Annotated in this window: 6 protein-coding genes; all 6 read left to right on the top strand. The window is 72.2% G+C overall.

Features of this window, described 5'->3' with window-relative positions; translation table 11 throughout:
- The first annotated feature begins 18 nt into the window (after nt 1-18).
- The 6 genes from FHU35_RS29885 to FHU35_RS11470 all read left to right on the top strand — a co-directional run bounded on the left by FHU35_RS29885 (nt 19) and on the right by FHU35_RS11470 (nt 16,474).
- Nucleotides 19-10,743: a type I polyketide synthase gene (locus FHU35_RS29885; protein ID WP_246110246.1), complete on the top strand. Its 10,725-nt coding sequence runs from the start codon at nt 19-21 to the stop codon at nt 10,741-10,743.
- Between the two features lie 93 nt (nt 10,744-10,836).
- Nucleotides 10,837-11,916: a 3,5-dihydroxyphenylacetyl-CoA synthase DpgA gene (dpgA, locus tag FHU35_RS11450; RefSeq protein WP_246110247.1), complete on the top strand. Its 1,080-nt coding sequence runs from the start codon at nt 10,837-10,839 to the stop codon at nt 11,914-11,916.
- A complete protein-coding gene (gene dpgB, locus FHU35_RS11455) occupies nt 11,913-12,659 on the top strand; it encodes an enoyl-CoA-hydratase DpgB (protein ID WP_222429344.1) in 747 nt (248 codons plus the stop codon). The genes dpgA and dpgB overlap by 4 nt, the downstream gene beginning before the upstream one ends.
- Nucleotides 12,656-13,978: a (3,5-dihydroxyphenyl)acetyl-CoA 1,2-dioxygenase DpgC gene (gene dpgC, locus FHU35_RS11460; protein ID WP_145738475.1), complete on the top strand. Its 1,323-nt coding sequence runs from the start codon at nt 12,656-12,658 to the stop codon at nt 13,976-13,978. Before dpgB ends, dpgC begins: the two co-directional genes overlap by 4 nt.
- Nucleotides 13,975-15,282, top strand: a complete 1,308-nt coding sequence (locus tag FHU35_RS11465; protein WP_145738476.1) for an aminotransferase-like domain-containing protein — start codon at nt 13,975-13,977, stop codon at nt 15,280-15,282. Before dpgC ends, FHU35_RS11465 begins: the two co-directional genes overlap by 4 nt.
- Before the next feature lie 43 nt (nt 15,283-15,325).
- The gene (locus tag FHU35_RS11470; RefSeq protein WP_145738478.1) at nt 15,326-16,474 is read left to right on the top strand and encodes a glycine amidinotransferase; all 1,149 of its coding nucleotides are present in this window, start codon (nt 15,326-15,328) and stop codon (nt 16,472-16,474) included.
- The last annotated feature ends 11 nt before the right edge of the window (nt 16,475-16,485 follow it).

Below are 16,485 nucleotides of genomic sequence, written 5' to 3' on the forward strand. Positions count from 1 at the left end.
CGATCTCGCGAGGCACAGATGTCCGAACAAGAAAAGATGCTGGGGTACCTCCGGCGCGTGACGGCCGAGCTCCACCAGACGCGCGGGCGGTTGCAGGACCTGGAAGCCGAGGTCCACGAGCCGATCGCCATCGTCGGCATGGCCTGCCGCTACCCGGGAGGCGTCACCACGCCCGAGGAGCTGTGGGACCTGGTGAGCGAAGGCACCGACGCCATCACCTCGTTCCCCGAAGATCGCGGCTGGGACACCGAAGCGATCTACGACCCCGACTCCGGCACACCCGGGCGTACCTACTCCCGGGAAGGTGGTTTCGTCGCCGACGCCGGGTACTTCGACGCGGGGTTCTTCGGGATCTCCCCGCGCGAGGCCCTCGCGATGGACCCCCAGCAACGGCTGTTGCTCGAAACATCCTGGGAGGCGGTCGAACGAGCCGGTATCGACCCCGCCTCCCTGAAGGGACGCGACGCCGGCGTGTTCGTCGGGGCGGTCTCGCCCGATTACGGGCCGCGGCTGCACACCGCGGCTGACGGCGTGGAAGGACATCTCGGGACCGGCACCTCGCTGAGCATCGCCTCCGGGCGCATCGCCTACACCCTCGGCCTCGAAGGACCGGCGGTCACGATCGACACCGCCTGCTCCTCCTCCCTGGTCGCCCTCCACCTCGCGGTGCAGTCGTTGCGGCGGGGCGAATGCTCCTTCGCCCTCACCGGCGGTGTGACCGTCATGTCCACCCCCGGCACCTTCATCAGCTTCAGCAGGCAGCGCGGCATCGCCCCCGACGGTCGGTGCAAGTCGTTCGCCGCCGCGGCCGATGGCTTCGGACCGGCGGAAGGCGCCGGAATGCTGTGCCTGGAGAAGCTGTCCGACGCCCGCCGCGCCGGACACCCGGTCCTCGCCGTCGTGCGCGGTACCGCGACCAACCAGGACGGTGCCAGCAGCGGGCTTTCCGCGCCGAGCGGCCCGTCTCAACAGCGGGTGATCCGTGCCGCGCTGGCGGACGCGGAGTTGAGCGCGTCGGACGTGGACGTGGTCGAAGCGCACGGCACGGGGACGAAGCTGGGCGATCCGATCGAAGCCGGCGCGTTGCTGGCCACCTACGGCCAGGGCCGGGGCCCGGAGGCGCCGCTCTGGCTGGGCTCGATGAAATCCAACATCGGGCACGCGCAGGCCGCGGCCGGCGTCGCCGGTGTGATCAAGATGGTGCTGGCGTTGCGGCACGGCATCGTGCCGAGGACGTTGCACGCGGCCGAACCGTCCTCGCACGTGGACTGGAGCACCGGCGCCCTGCGGCTGCTGGTCGATCCGCTCGACTGGCCGCAGACCGACCGGCCGCGTCGTGCCGGAGTCTCCTCGTTCGGGATCAGCGGCACCAACGCGCACGCCATCGTCGAGGAGCCCCCGGCTGCCGAACCGGACCCCGCACCCGCGCGCGCACTGCCGCTCGCACCGTGGGTCCTGTCGGCCGCGTCCGCCGCCGCGCTGCGCGACCAGGCGGGCAGGCTCGCCGCGCACGTCGCGCGGCACCCCGAGCACACGATCACCGACGTCGGCCACTCGCTGGCCACGAGTCGCGCCGTTCTCGAACACCGCGCGGTGCTGGTCGCGTCCGATCTCACTGCAGGTGCCCGGTTGGCCGAGTACGCGACGGGCGGCGACCCCGCCGAACTCGTCACCGGTCATGCCCTCGGTGGGGCTGGGCCCGTGTTCGTCTTCCCCGGTCAGGGTTCGCAGTGGGTCGGGATGGCGGTCGACTTGATGGAGTCGTCGCCGATGTTCGCAGCGCGGATGGGGGAGTGCGCGGCGGCTTTGGAGTCCGTTGTGGATTTCCAGCTGCTGGATGTGCTGGGTGATTCGGCCGCGCTGGAGCGGGTCGACGTCCTTCAGCCCGCGTTGTGGGCCGTGATGGTGTCGTTGGCCGAGGTGTGGCGGTCGTACGGCGTCGATCCCGCAGCGGTGGTGGGGCATTCCCAGGGTGAGATCGCGGCTGCTGTTGTGGCTGGCGGGCTGTCGCTGGAGGACGGCGCGAGGGTCGTCGCGTTGCGCAGCCGTGCCGTCGCGTCCGGGTTGTCGGGTGGCGGGGGAATGGTGTCCGTCGCCGCGTCGGTGGAGGAGATCGAGAAACGAATCGCCTCGAACGGCGGCGACCTGTCGATCGCGGCGATGAACGGCCCCTCGGCGGTCGTCGTGTCGGGTGCCGATGCCGCGCTGGACGGGTTCCTGGCCGGGTGTGAGGCCGATGAGATCCGGGCCCGCCGAATCCCGGTCGATTACGCGTCCCACTGCGCGCAGGTGGAAACCATCCGGGACGCCGTCGAGCACGCGGCCTCCGGCGTGACTCCGAAGCCGGGCGCGGTGCCGTTCCACTCGACCGTGACCGGTGGGGCCCTCGGTTCATCGGAGTTGGACGCGGCGTATTGGTACCGGAATCTCCGCAACCCGGTGCGGTTCGAGGAGACGGTGCGGGGCTTGGTGGATCTGGGCTTCCGGCACTTCGTGGAAGTCAGTCCGCACCCGGTCCTGACGCCGGGGATCGAGGAGACCGCCGGGGACGTCGAGGTATCGGTGGTGGGCACGCTTCGTCGTGATGAGGGCGGTCAGGAGCGGGTGCTGCGGTCGGTGGCGGAGGCCTTCGTCACCGGGGCACCGGTGGAGTGGGCGCGCGTCTACGACGGGACCGGTGCCCGGCCGGTGGAGCTGCCGACCTACGCCTTCCAGCGACAGCACTTCTGGCTCGACCAGAACGCTCCCGCCGCTGCGCACGGCATGGACGACGTCGCCCACCCGCTGCTCGACGCCGGGATGGCCCTGCCCGACTCCGACGGCTACCTCCTCACCGGCCGCTGGTCGCTGCGCACGCATCCCTGGCTGGCCGACCACGTCGTGCGCGGACGCAACGTGGTCCCGGGAACCGCGCTGGTGGAGGTCGTGCTGCGCGCGGCGGACAGCGTCGGCTGCGACCGGATCGACGAACTCAGCCTCGAAGCACCCGTGGTGCTCCCCTCGGACGGCGGGGCCCTGGACGTCCAGGTGACCGTGACCGGCGAAGAGGACGGCAGCCGGAGCGTCGGTGTGCACGTGCGCGGCGCCGACGGCAGCTGGACCCGCCACGCCCGATCGACCCTGAGCAGCGGCACGTCCGAGGAACCTGCCGACTTGAGCAGCTGGCCTCCGGCTGGGGCGCGGCCGGTGGACATCGGCGGTGTGTACGAGCGGTTGGGGGAGGACGGGCTCGACTACGGACCGGTTTTCCGTGGTCTGGAGCAGGTGTGGCGGAATGAGGAGGAGATCTACGCCGAGGTGGCGCTGCCGGAGGGGGCGGAGGCCCTCGGGTTCGGCGTGCATCCTGCTCTGCTCGACGCCGCGTTGCACGCGTGGGCGTGCTGCTCGGACACGTCGGGGCGTTTGCCGTTCCTCTGGAGCGGCGTGTCCCTGCACGCCACCGGGGCGACGAGGTTGCGGGTCCGGCTCGTCCCTGCGGACGACGGCAGCGTGTCGCTGCTCGCGGCGGACGAGGCGGGTCAGCCGGTGGCCTCGATCGAGGCAGTGGTCACCCGCCCGCTCGGCGAGAACCGCGGTGACACCGCCGAGGCCTTGCACCGCGTCGAGTGGACGCCCCTGTCGATGACGGACGGGGATGCGCACCTCGCCGTCGTGGGCGCGAACGGACTCGGTCTGGACTCGATCGCCGACGAGTACGACGACCTGTCCGCTCTCGCCGCGCAGGTGGTTGCGGGCGAGTGCGCGCTGCCCGAGTACGTGCTCGCCGGTGTCGCCCCGTCCGGTGCGGACGTCGCGGCGGAGGCCATGTCGACGGCGGAGCGCGCGCTGGCGTTGGTCCAGCAGTGGCTCGCTGACGAGACGTTCGCCGAAGCCCGGCTGGTGCTCCTCACGCAGGGCGCCGTTGCCGCCGATGGCGGTGAGGACGTGTCCGCGCTGGCCGCGTCCCCGGTCTGGGGGCTGGTGCGGTCCGCGCAGACCGAGCACCCCGGACGTTTCGTCCTCGTCGACCTGGACGGGGACCCGGCCTCGCTCACCGCACTGCCCGGCGCGCTGAGCACGGGCGAACCGCAACTGGCGCTGCGGCGCGGCGAACCGCGCCTCCCCCGGGTGGTGGCGGCGCCCGCACCGCTCCAGCTGCCCGACGGCCCCTGGCAGCTGGAAGTCGACCCGGCGACCGGACTCGACGGCATGGCGGTCGTTCCTTCCAGCGCGGCAGATCGGGCGCTGGGTGAGTTCGACGTGCGGGTCGAGGTTCGCGCGGCCGGGGTGAACTTCCGCGACGTCCTGGTGTCGCTGGGCATGTATCCCGACGCCGAGAACGCCGTCCTGGGCGGCGAAGGCGCCGGAGTCGTGACCGAGATCGGTTCCGGTGTCACGAGCGTCGAGCCCGGTGACCGTGTGATGGGCTTGTGGAGCGGCGGTTTCGGCTCGTCCGTCGTGGTGGATGCGGACTCGGTCGTCGGAGTGCCTGCGGGGTGGAGTTTCGAGCGCGCTGCGTCGGTACCGGCGGTGTTCGTGACGGCGTATTACGCGTTGGTGGACTTGGCGGAGGTGAAGGCCGGGGAGTCCGTGCTCATTCATTCGGCCGCCGGCGGTGTGGGCATGGCCGCCGTGCAGCTGGCGCACCACCTCGGGGCCGAGGTGTGCGCGACGGCGAGTGAGCCGAAGTGGCCGGTGGTGCGGGGCTTGGGCGTTGCCGAGGACCGGATCGCGTCGTCGCGGACCGGCGAGTTCGAGCGGGCTTTCGGGTCCGTGGACGTGGTGCTGGATTCGTTGGCGGGGGAGTTGGTCGACGCGTCCTTGCGGCTGACCCGGCCGGGTGGTCGCTTCGTGGAGATGGGTAAAGCGGATGTCCGCGATGCCGACGAGGTCGCAGCGACGCATGGCGGCGTGCAGTATCGCGCGTTCGACCTGGCCGAGGCCGGCGGCGCGCGACTCGGCGAGATCCTGCGCGAAGTCGTGCGCCTCTTCGAGACGGGCGCCCTGGAACCGCTGCCGGTCTCGGTGTGGGACGCCCGGCGGGCCGGTGAGGCTTTCGCGGTGATGAGCCGGGCCCACCACGTCGGGAAGCTGGTCTTGACCGTGCCTCCTGTACCGACGAAACCCGAGGGCTGGGTCGTCGTAACGGGCGCTTCGGGTGTGCTGGGCGGTGTGGTGGCTCGGCACGTGGCCGCGGAGTGGGGTGCGCGCCGATTGTTGCTGCTGAGCCGTCGGGGCGGCGAGGCACCCGGAACGGAGGATTTGGTTCGCGAGCTCACCTCCGCCGGTGTCGAGGTGCGGGTCGCCGCGTGTGACGTGGCGGATCGGGACGCACTCGCCCATGCTTTGTCCTCCGTGGATGTCTCGGGTGTCGTCCACGCCGCAGGAGCTTTGGACGACGTGACGGTGGAATCGTTGACCCCGCAGCGGTTGGCCGACGTGGTGGCCGCGAAGGTGGCGGGCGCGTGGAACCTCCACGAGCTGACGGTGGAGCAGGATGTGCGCTGGTTCGTGCTGTTCTCCTCGGCCGCTGGGGTTCTGGGCGGAGCGGGGCAGGCGAACTACGCGGCGGGCAACGCGTTCGTCGACGCCTTGGCGGCGTTCCGCCGTTCCCGGGGATTGCCTGCCGTGTCGGTCGCGTGGGGGCTGTGGGAACAGCGCTCCGCCATGACCGAAGGGCTCGACGACGCCGACCTCGCCCGCATCGCCCGCACCGGAACGAAGGCGCTGTCTACTCAGGACGGTCTGGCGCTGCTCGACCGCGCGGTCGAGTCACCGGACGACGTTCTCGTGGCGGCCCGCCTCGACCCGCGGGCCGATCCGAACGCTCCGGTGCACCCGCTGCTGCGCGGGCTCGTCCGGCAACCGGCCGCCCCTCGTCGGCGTGCGCTCGCGGCACCCGGGACGGACGGGTCCGCGGCGTTGCGGCAGCGGCTGCTCGCCCAGCGATCCGACGACCGCCGGAGGACGGTCCTGGACCTCGTGCGCACCCAGGCCGCCGCCGTCCTCGGGCACGCCGATCCGGGTGCCGTCGCGCCGGAGTCAGCGTTCAAGGACCTCGGGCTGGACTCCCTGACGGCCGTCGACCTCCGCAACCGGCTCGCCACCGCGACCGGACTGCGGCTGCCCGCCACCCTCGCCTTCGACCACCCCAGCACCGGAGCCCTCGCGGCACACCTGCTCACCAAGATCCTCGGCACGGTGGCAACGGAGACCACGGCCGAGCCGCAGCGTCCGGACGTCGACGACGACCCGATCGCCATCGTCGGCATGGCCTGCCGCTACCCGGGGGGCGTCACCACTCCCGAGGAGCTGTGGCGGCTCGTCGCTTCTGGCGGGGACGCCATCGGCGGACTGCCCGCCGATCGGGGCTGGGACCTCGACGCGCTGTACGACCCGGACCCGGACGTGCCGGGACGGATCTACGTGCGGGAGGGCGGTTTCCTCCACGACGCGGGCCGTTTCGACGCGGAGTTCTTCGGCATCTCGCCCGTCGAGGCGCTGAGCATGGACCCCCAGCAGCGACTCCTCCTGGAGACGAGCTGGGAAGCCGTCGAGCGGGCCGGAATCGTTCCCGCAGTGCTGCGCGGCAGCAGGACCGGCGTGTTCGTCGGGGCGCACTACCAGGAATACGGGCCGCGGTTGCACGAGGCTGGTGAAGGGGCCGAGGGGCATCTGCTCACCGGCACCGCGGGCAGCGTCGTGTCCGGGCGGGTCGCCTACGTCCTCGGACTCGAAGGCCCTGCGGTGACCGTTGATACCGCGTGCTCGTCGTCGCTGGTGTCCCTGCACATGGCCGTTCGATCGCTGCGCAGCGGTGAGAGCGACCTGGCGCTGGCCGGCGGCGTCGCCGTGATGCCGGGACCTGGTGCGCTCATGGGCTTCAGCAGGCAACGCGGCCTCGCCACCGATGCCCGCTGCAAGTCGTTCTCCGACGACGCCGACGGCACGTCGCTGGCCGAAGGCGCCGGCGTCCTGCTCGTCGAGCGCCTGTCGGATGCCCGCCGCAACGGGCACCGCGTCCTCGGTGTCGTCCGCGGCACGGCGACGAACCAGGACGGCGCCTCCAACGGACTGTCGGCCCCGAACGGACCTTCGCAGCAGCGCGTCATCCGCGCCGCACTCGCCGACGCCCGGCTCGGCGCGGCGGACGTGGACGTCGTGGAGGCGCACGGCACCGGGACCAGCCTCGGCGACCCGATCGAGGCCCAGGCGGTGCTGGCGACCTACGGGCAGGACCGCGGCGAGGGGGTGGGCCCGCTGCGCCTCGGGTCGATCAAGTCCAACATCGGACACACCCAGGCCGCCGCAGGCGTGGCCGGGGTGATCAAGATCGTGAAGGCGCTGGAACACGGCGCACTGCCCGCCTCGCTGCACCTCGGGCGGCCTTCGACGCACGTCGACTGGTCCGAGGGAGACGTGGAGCTGCTGCGGGAGTCGGTCGCCTGGCCGGTGGCGGACCGGCCGCGTCGGGCCGGTGTCTCCTCGTTCGGGATCAGCGGCACCAACGCGCACGTCATCGTCGAAGAGGCACCACCGGCGGACGAGCCGGTCGCGGTGCCCGAGAGCGGTAAAACCTTGCCGTGGCTCGTCTCCGCGCGCTCCGCGGCCGCGTTGCGGGAACAAGCCGCCCGGCTGCGCGACTCGGTCGGCTCGGAGGATCCGGCCGACGTCGCCTCGGCGCTGGCGACCCGGCGGACCGCGTTCGAGCACCGAGCCGTCGTGGTCGGCGAGCGGCGGGAGGACCTCGACGCCGGGCTCGCGGCGCTGGCCGAGGGCAGGACCGCGCCGCGCCTCGTCACCGGCAGCGTCACCACCGGCCGGACGGCCGTGCTGTTCACCGGCCAGGGCAGCCAGCGCGTCGGCATGGGACGCGCGCTGCATGCGGCACACCCCGTGTTCGCCGCGGCCTTCGATTCCGCGTGCGAGCACTTCGACGCGCTGCTGCCGGGAGTTCCGGCTGTGCGGGACGTCGTGCTGGGCGATCATGCGGACGCCGAACGCGAGCTGTCCCGCACGCTCTACGCCCAGTGCGGGCTGTTCGCCGTGGAGACCGCGCTCTACCGGCTCGTCGAGTCCTGGGGCGTGCGGCCCGATGCCGTGGCGGGGCATTCGATCGGTGAGGTCGTCGCCGCGCACGTCGCCGGGGTGCTCTCGCTCGGCGATGCCTGCTCGCTCGTTGCGACGCGCGGCAGGCTCATGCAGGAGCTTCCGGACGGCGGCGTCATGGTGGCCGTCCGGGCGGCGGAGGCCGATGTCCTGCCGTTGCTGGAGGGTCGCCGGGACGAGGTGGGCGTGGCCGCTGTGAACGGTCCGGAGGCCGTCGTGCTCTCGGGCACGCGCACCGGCGTCGACGAGATCGTAGCCGTGCTGCGCGAACGCGGCGTCGAGACGAAGCGGCTCGACGTGTCGCACGCGTTCCACTCGCCGCTGGTGGAGCCCGTGCTCGCCGCGTTCCGCGAGGAGGTGGGCGAGCTGGACTTCGCCGTGCCGGAGCTTCTCGTCCTGTCCCACCTGACCGGCGAGCCGCTTCCCGCCGACCGGCCGTGCGGGGTCGAGCACTGGGTGCGCCACGTGCGCGAACCGGTCCGCTTCGCCGACGGCGTCGCCGCGCTCGCCGCCCGAGGCGTCACCACGTTCCTCGAACTCGGCCCCGACGGCGTGCTCTCGGCCCTCGGCCAGGACTCCGCGCCCGAGGCGGAGTTCGTGCCCACGATGCGCGCGGGAGCCGACGAGGTCGCGTCCCTGACCGAGGCGCTGGCCCACCTGTTCGTCCGCGGCGCGGACGTGGACTGGTCGGCCCTCCTGCCGGGGCAGGGAACCGTGAGCTTGCCGACATACCCCTTCCAACGCGGCGACTACTGGTTGCGCGCCGAGGACGCCGCTGAGGACCGGATCCCCGACGATGCTGCGTTCGCCGCCGAGCTGGCACTCGGCGACGAGGCGAGAGCGGCCGAGCTGCTGCCGCTGCTGGCCGCCTACCGGGAGCGCCGCCGCGACGAAGCCCTCGTCGACGGTTGGCGCTACCGCACGGCGTGGACACCGGTCACCGTCCCCGCCGCCGAACCCGCGGGCACCTGGCTCGTCGTCCTGCCCGAGGGGTTCTCCGACAACCCGTGGGTCCTCGGCGTCGTCGAGGCGCTGACCGCAGGAGCGGCGGAGGCCGTGCTCCGGCCCGTCGCGAACCCCGGCGACCTCGCCGCCGGAGTGACCGGGGACGGACCCCTCTCCGGGGTGCTGTCCTTGCTGGCGCTCGCCGACGGCGACGATCCCGAGCACGACGCGGTGCCGCTGGGCGCGACCTTCGCGCTGGCGTTGTCGCGGGCGCTCGACGAGTCCGGCGTGCGCGCGCCGGTGTGGCACGTGACCAGGGCGGCCGCGGCCGTCAGCGCCGCCGAACGGGTGCGCGGGCCAGGGCAGTCCGGTGTGCGAGCACTCGGCCGCGTCGCCGTTCTGGAGGAGCCGGCCCGGTGGGCGGGCACCGTCGATCTGCCTGCGGAGTTCGACGGCTGGGTGGGCTACCGGCTCGGCGCCGTGCTGGCGCGCGGTGTCGGGGAGAGCGAACTCGCCGTCCGCGGCTCCGGAGTCTTCGCGCGCCGCGTCGTCCCGGCCGCCGGTGGCCGACCGCGGTCCGGATCCGATCCGTGGCCGTCCAGCGGCACCGTTCTGATCACCGGTGGCACCGGTGCTCTCGGCGGGCAGGTGGCCCGGCGGCTGGCCCGCGCCGGCGTCGAACACCTCCTGCTCGTCTCCCGGCGCGGTCCCGACGCCGACGGGGCGGCGCTGCACGAGGAGCTCACCGCCCTCGGCACCGAGGTCTCCCTCGCCGCGTGCGACGTCGGCGATCACGACTCGCTCGCGGCCTTGCTCGACGGCATTCCGGCCGAGCGACCGCTGAGCGCCGTCGTGCACGCGGCCGGCGTCGTCGGCGACGGCGCGTTCTCCGAGATGACCCCGGCACGGCTGCAGGCGGTGGCGCGGGCCAAGTCGCGAGCCGCCCGGCTGCTGCACGACCTCACGCGGGACTCCGACCTCGCGGCGTTCGTGCTGTTCTCGTCGTTCTCCGGTGCCCTCGGCGCGCCCGGCCGATCCGGCGACGCCGTCGCGAGCGCCCAGCTGGAGGCCCTCGCCGAGGAACGGGACGCCGAGGGGCTGCCGGTGACCTGCGTCGCTTGGGGCCCCTGGGCGGGGTCCGAACCGAGGGACGGGGGAGCGCACGGCGGCCTCAACCCGCTCGAACCGGGTCTTGCCCTGCTGGCGTTGGAGCGCGCCATCACCGGCGGGGACAGCCGGATCGCCGTCGTCGACGCCGACTGGTCGCGCTTCGCCGGACACCTCGCCGACGACCCCCAGGCCCGTCCGCTGGCCCGCGTCCTCGCCGGCATCCCCGGTGTCCGGCAAGCGGCCGCGGAAGACGAGAACCCCCACGACGCGGAGGAGTTCGGGACGCGGCTCCGGTCCTTGCCTCCGGCCGAACGCGAGGCGGAACTGCTGCGCGTCGTGCGCACCCACGCCGCGGTCGTCCTCGGGCACGACACCGCGGACGCCATCAGCCCCGAGCGGGGCTTCGTCGACATGGGCTTCGACTCCCTCACCGCCACCCGGCTGCGCAATCGACTCGCCACCGCGACCGGCCTGCACGTCAGCGCAGGCACCGTTTTCGAGCACCCCACGCCGCACGCGCTGACCGCGCGGCTGCTCGAGATGTACGCAGGCCCGCAAGCCCGGCCGCGCCCGCAGCTGCGTCCGCGCAGCAGGAGCTGAGGGCCCGTAACGGCGGTGAGTACTGGTGTCACGCACGACGCGCTCGGAAAGAATTTCCCGGACACCGAGATGTGGTGGAGGACGGAGGACGCAGTGCCAGCAGCCACCAGATCGGAACCGCAGGCCCCGAACCTCGTCGGTGTCGGCACCGCGGTGCCGCCGGATTCCTACACGCAGCACGAAGTCCTCAGCACCTTCGGCATCACCGAGGCCAAGGTCCGCTCCGCGTTCCTCAGCGGTTCGATCGAGCGGCGCAACCTCACCCTGCCACCGCTCGGTCCCGACGGGACGCCGACCGTCGAGACCCAGGGCGAGCTGCTGCGCAAGCACACCGAGACCGGCCTGAGCATGGGGCGCGAGGCCGTCCAGCGCTGCCTGGCCGACGTCGGTGCCGACGTCGGCGACATCCGGTACCTGTGCTGCGTCACCTCCACCGGATTCGTCACCCCGGGCTTCTCGGCGCTGCTCATCAAGGATCTCGGAATCGAGCCGTCGTGCCAGCGGCTCGACGTGGTCGGCATGGGCTGCAACGCCGGTCTCAACGGGCTCAACGCCGTGTCCGGCTGGGCGGCCGGTCATCCCGGCGAGCTGGCGCTCATGGTGTGCGTCGAGGCGTGTTCCGCCGCTTACGTCTTCGACTCCACGATGCGCACCGCGATCGTCAACAGCCTCTTCGGTGATGGGGCGGCGGCCGTCGCCGTGCGCGCCGCCGGATCGGAGGCCGAGGATCGGGGCCCGGCCCTGCTGCGCTTCACCAGTCACATCATCCCCGAAGCGGTCGGCGCGATGCGGTACGACTGGGACGACGACCAGGGCAAGTTCAGCTTCTACCTCGACCCCGAGGTCCCGTACGTCGTCGGTGCGAACGCCGAAACCGCCGTGGCGCGGCTCCTCGAAGGAACAGGGGTGCGCGCGGGCGAGATCGCGCACTGGGTGGTGCATTCCGGCGGCAAGAAGGTCATCGACGCGGTGCGGGTGAACCTCGGTCTGTCCCGGCACGACGTGCGGCACACCACCGGCGTGCTGCGGGACCACGGCAACCTCTCCAGCGGTTCGTTCCTGTTCTCCTACGAGCGGTTGAGAGCCGAGAAGGTCGCCGCGCCAGGCGATCTCGGTGTGCTGATGACGATGGGGCCCGGCTCGACCCTCGAAACGGCCCTGGTGCGCTGGTGACGGAAGGGATGGCTGCGGACATGCAAGCGGACGCGGGGATCGGGCTGCCCGATGCGTTGGGGGTCTCGGCCCGGCTGGACGGCGGAATGCCGCTTCCCGAGTTGACGGCCGCGGTCAACGAGGTGTGCGAGCAGGTGGAGGACCGGCGGGAGCGGATGGTCGCCGTCCTGCGGTTCCCGCCCGTCCCCGCCCAGCCGCGCGAGTGGCCCGGTGACGTCTCGATCCAGGACGTCAACCGCTGGGAGCGCGCCGTGCGGCGGCTGGAACGCCTCGACGCCGTCAACATCGCCGTCGCCGAAGGCACGTGCGGCGGGCCGGTGCTCGACCTGATGCTCACCGCGGACTTCCGCATCGGTACTCCTGACCTGACGCTCATGCTGCCGGTCAACGACGGCCACTACTGGCCGGGCATGTCCCTCTACCGCCTCGTGCACCACATCGGCTTGGCGCGGGCGCGCCGACTCGTCATGTGGGGCACCGACATACCGGCGTCCGAAGCCCTGGAGCTCGGCATCATCGACCAGGTCAGCGACGACCTCGCGGAGGCGGTGCAAGCCGCCGTCGTGCTGCGCGGGCGGCTGTCCGACCACGAAACCCGCATCCGGCGGCGCCTTCTGGAGGAAGCCGCGTCCGCCGAGTACGACGACGCGCTCGGCGCGCACCTCGCCGCCTGCGACCGCGAGTTGCGACGGCTGCGCGCGGTCGCCGAAGCGGACGGTGCGGAGAGCGAGGCCGGCGGATGACCGACTCGCTCGACCACGACGCCGCCGAACTCGCCACGCTCACCGAGGCGGGGGAACGGGGGCTCGCCGCGCTGCCCTCACGAACCGACCGCACCCCGGCCGAGCAGGAGCAGGCCGACCGCATCCACGCGGACGCGCGCCAGGCCCGCCGGGCCTTCCTCGCCCGCCACACCGAGACGATCTACGGCCTGCTCACCGAAGGGATGACCCGTCCGGTCCGGCTGCCGGAACTCGTCCACGCGGCGGCCGACCGCTTCCCCGGTCTGGTGCCGACCCGCGAGCAGATGGCCGCCGAACGCGCGGAAGTCCAGGCGCACAAGGAAGGCCGCGAGATCGACCAGGGCCTGTTCTGCGGCGCCGTGCTGCGCTCGCCCACGGCGGGCCGCCACCTCGTCGAGACGATGCTGCGGCCGACACCGCGCGCCCTCGACCTCATCGACGCCTTCCGCGCCGACGGCCGGGCCGAGCTGGACACGGTGCTCGTGACCCGCCGGGGCACGACGGCCCACGTCGAGTTCCGCAACGTCGCGCGGCTCAACGCCGAGGACGAGCGGTTGATCGCCGACCTCGACACGGCCGTCGACCTGGTCCTGCTCGACGACGCGGTCGCGGTCGGCGTCCTGCGCGGCGGCACCGTCGACCACCCGAAGTACCGGGGACGGCGCGTGTTCAGCGCAGGCATCGACCTCACCGATCTGCGCGACGGGCGGATCCCGTTCGTGGAGTTCCTCCTCGGCCGCGAGCTCGGGTACCTGAACAAGATCCTGCGCGGCTTGCTGACCGACCCGGCGCCCGGCGCGGGGGCGCAGCGGTTCACCAGCAAGCCGTGGATCGGCGCCGTCGACACCTTCGCCATCGGCGGCGGCATGCAACTCCTGCTCGTCCTCGACCACGTGATCGCGGCGGAGGACTCGTTCGTCAGCCTGCCTGCCGCCGAGGAGGGCATCGTGCCCGGTCTCGGCAACCTGCGGCTCACCCGGCACACCGGCGCGCGCCTGGCCCGCCAGGTGCTGCTCGGCGGGCGGAGGATCGCGGCGGCGGACCCCGAGGCGCGGTTCGTCTGCGACGAGATCGTCGCGCCCGAAGGCGTGGATGAGGCCGTCGACCGCGCCGCGGAAGCCCTCTCCGCACCGGCCGTCGCGGCCAACCGGCACATGCTCGCCGTCGCGGAGGAACCCCTCGACCTGTTCCGCGACTACCTCGCGGAATTCGCCGTGGCGCAGGCCGAACGCGCCTACGCCCCGGACGTGCTGGAGAAGGTCGAACGCAGGTGGCGGGAACGGGAGCGGCGTCGCGCCGCGGAACGGAGCGCATCATGACCGGCACACCCGACCTGCACGCCGACGACCTGCACCGTTCCGCGCAGGATCCGGCGCTCGCCGCGATCGGCTTCCTCAACGAGGTGATGAGCCGGTATCCCGAGGCCATCTCCTTCGCTCCCGGTGCCCCGCACCCGGAATTCATGCGCGACATCGACACCCGCGCGCTGACCGACCGGTTCGTCGCCCACCTCGTCGACGAGCGCGGTTTCGCCCCGGACAGCGCGCAGCGCGCGCTCTACGAGTACGGGCCGGCGCAGGGCCTGATCAACGGTCTCGTCGCCGAGGCGCTCGGCGCCGACCAGGGCATCCGCGCCGACCCCCGCGAGATCGTCATCACCGTCGGCGCCCAGGAGGCGTTGCTGCTGACGCTGCGCGCGCTGTTCCGGCACTCCGGCGGGGACGACCTGATCGCGATCGCCGATCCCTGCTACGCGGGCATCATCGGCACCGCCCGGCTGCTCGACATCCCCGTCGTCCCCCTCCGCGAAGGGGAGGCCGGACTCGACGTCGATCACCTCGCCGCCCAGTGCCGCGAGGCCCGTGAGCAGGGACGACGGATCCGGGCCTGCTACGTCGCCCCCGACTTCTCCAACCCCGGCGGCGCCCGCATGCCGCTCGCTTCCCGGCACGAGTTGCTCGACCTGGCGGAGCGGGAGGACCTGCTGCTCATCGAGGACAACGCGTACGGGTTCACCGCGACGGAGGACGACGGCCTGCCCGGTCTCAAGGCGTTGGACTCCCGTCGTCGCGTCGTGCACGTCGGCACGTTCGCGAAGGTGGGCTTCCCCGGCGCCCGCGTCGGTTACGCCGTCGCCGACCAGCGCGTCCAGCACGGTGACGGCGAACGGACGCTGGCCGAGGAGTTGGCCGTCCTCAAGACCATGACCACCGTCAACACCCCGCCGCTGGCCCAGGCGGTCGTCGGCGGACTGCTGCTGGACCACGGGCGTTCGCTGGCCGAGCTCGGACGCAGCAAGGCGCAGCGCTACCGGCGCAACCTCCAGTGCCTGCTGGACGCGCTGGACCGGCACCTCGGCGACGACCTGCCACCCGGCATCACCTGGCAGCGGCCCGCCGGTGGCTTTTTCGTCCGCATCGACATCCCGGTCGCCGCGGACCTCGCGCTGCTGGAGCTCTCGGCCGCCGAGTACGGCGTGCTGTGGACGCCGATGGGCCAGTTCTCCCTCACCGACCGCTGCGATCGGCAACTCCGGCTCTCGTGCAGCTACCTCGACCCCGACCAGATCGAGCAGGGCGTCAAGCGGCTCGCGACCTTCCTCCGCGAGGAGGCCGCGGCATGACCCGGCTCGACATCCCCAGGACCGTCGCGAAAGGACACCGCCGATGCGCCTGAACTGCTACGACGACTTCACACCGCTGAAAGAGATCGTCGTCGGCTCCGCGGAGGGCTACCTCGACCGCGTGCGGGACATGTCCTTCGACATGTTCATCAGCGACAACATCTCCGGCGCCCGCGGCTACTACCCCTCGCTGTCCACCTGGAGGGACAGCGAGGAACGTCGTGAGCGCAACACCCCGCACCGGCTGGCGATGAAGGAGCGGTTCCTCGCCGAACTCGTCGAAGACGTCGAGGGCGTCGCCGACCAGCTGGCCGCGCTCGGCGTCACCGTGCACCGCCCGCTGCGGCTGGACCCCGGCCGCACCCAGGTCGCCACCCCCGCCTTCGAGGCCACGGTCACGCCGCCGCTCAACATCCGCGACAACACGCTGATCCTCGGCGACGAGATCGTCGAGTGCCCGCCGATGCTGCGCGACCGGTACTTCGAGACGCAGTTCCTCAAACCGGTCTTCCAGGAGTACTTCCGGCAGGGCGCCCGCTGGACGACCATGCCGCGGCCCATGATGACCGACCACTCCTTCGACCCGGAGAACGTGGCCCACGCCGCCCCGAACATCGAAGTCCCGCTCGATCCGCAGGACTCGGCCTACGACGTCGGCGCGGAGCTGATGATCGACGGCGCCAACTGCCTCCGCCTCGGCCGCGACCTGATCGTCAACGTGTCCAACGCCAACCACGCGCTCGCCTACGAGTGGCTGGAACGGCACCTGCGCGGGCGATTCCGGGTGCACCGCATGGACAAGCTCACCCAGAGCCACATCGACAGCGTCGTCGTCCCGCTGCGTCCCGGCACCCTGCTGCTGCGCGACCCCGGCGTCGCCGACTACCTGCCGGAAGCCCTGCGGAGCTGGGACATCATCGTGCCGCCGGCGCCCGGCATCGACGACTACCCGCAGTACGAGAACGGCGACCCGATCCCGGCCAGCCCGTACATCGACCTCAACGTGCTGTCCGTCGACGAGAACACGGTTCTGGTCAACGACGCGTGCAAGACGCTCATCACCACCTTGGAAGAGCACGGCTTCGACGCGGTGCCGATCCGGCACCGGCACCGGCGGCTCTTCGGCGGGGGTTTCCACTGCTTCACCTTGGACACCGTGCGCACCGGCGGTGCCGAGGACTACCTCGGCTGATCCAGCGCGAA

Source organism: Saccharopolyspora dendranthemae (genome assembly GCF_007829955.1).
GTDB lineage: Bacteria > Actinomycetota > Actinomycetes > Mycobacteriales > Pseudonocardiaceae > Saccharopolyspora > Saccharopolyspora dendranthemae.

What these genes read in the sequence shown, in the direction of transcription:
- FHU35_RS29885 (WP_246110246.1), top strand. Translation starts at nt 19, where the DNA reads ATGTCCGAACAAGAAAAGATGCTGGGGTACCTCCGGCGCGTGACGGCC.
- dpgC (WP_145738475.1), top strand. Translation starts at nt 12,656, where the DNA reads ATGACCGACTCGCTCGACCACGACGCCGCCGAACTCGCCACGCTCACC.
- FHU35_RS11465 (WP_145738476.1), top strand. Translation starts at nt 13,975, where the DNA reads ATGACCGGCACACCCGACCTGCACGCCGACGACCTGCACCGTTCCGCG.
- FHU35_RS11470 (WP_145738478.1), top strand. Translation starts at nt 15,326, where the DNA reads ATGCGCCTGAACTGCTACGACGACTTCACACCGCTGAAAGAGATCGTC.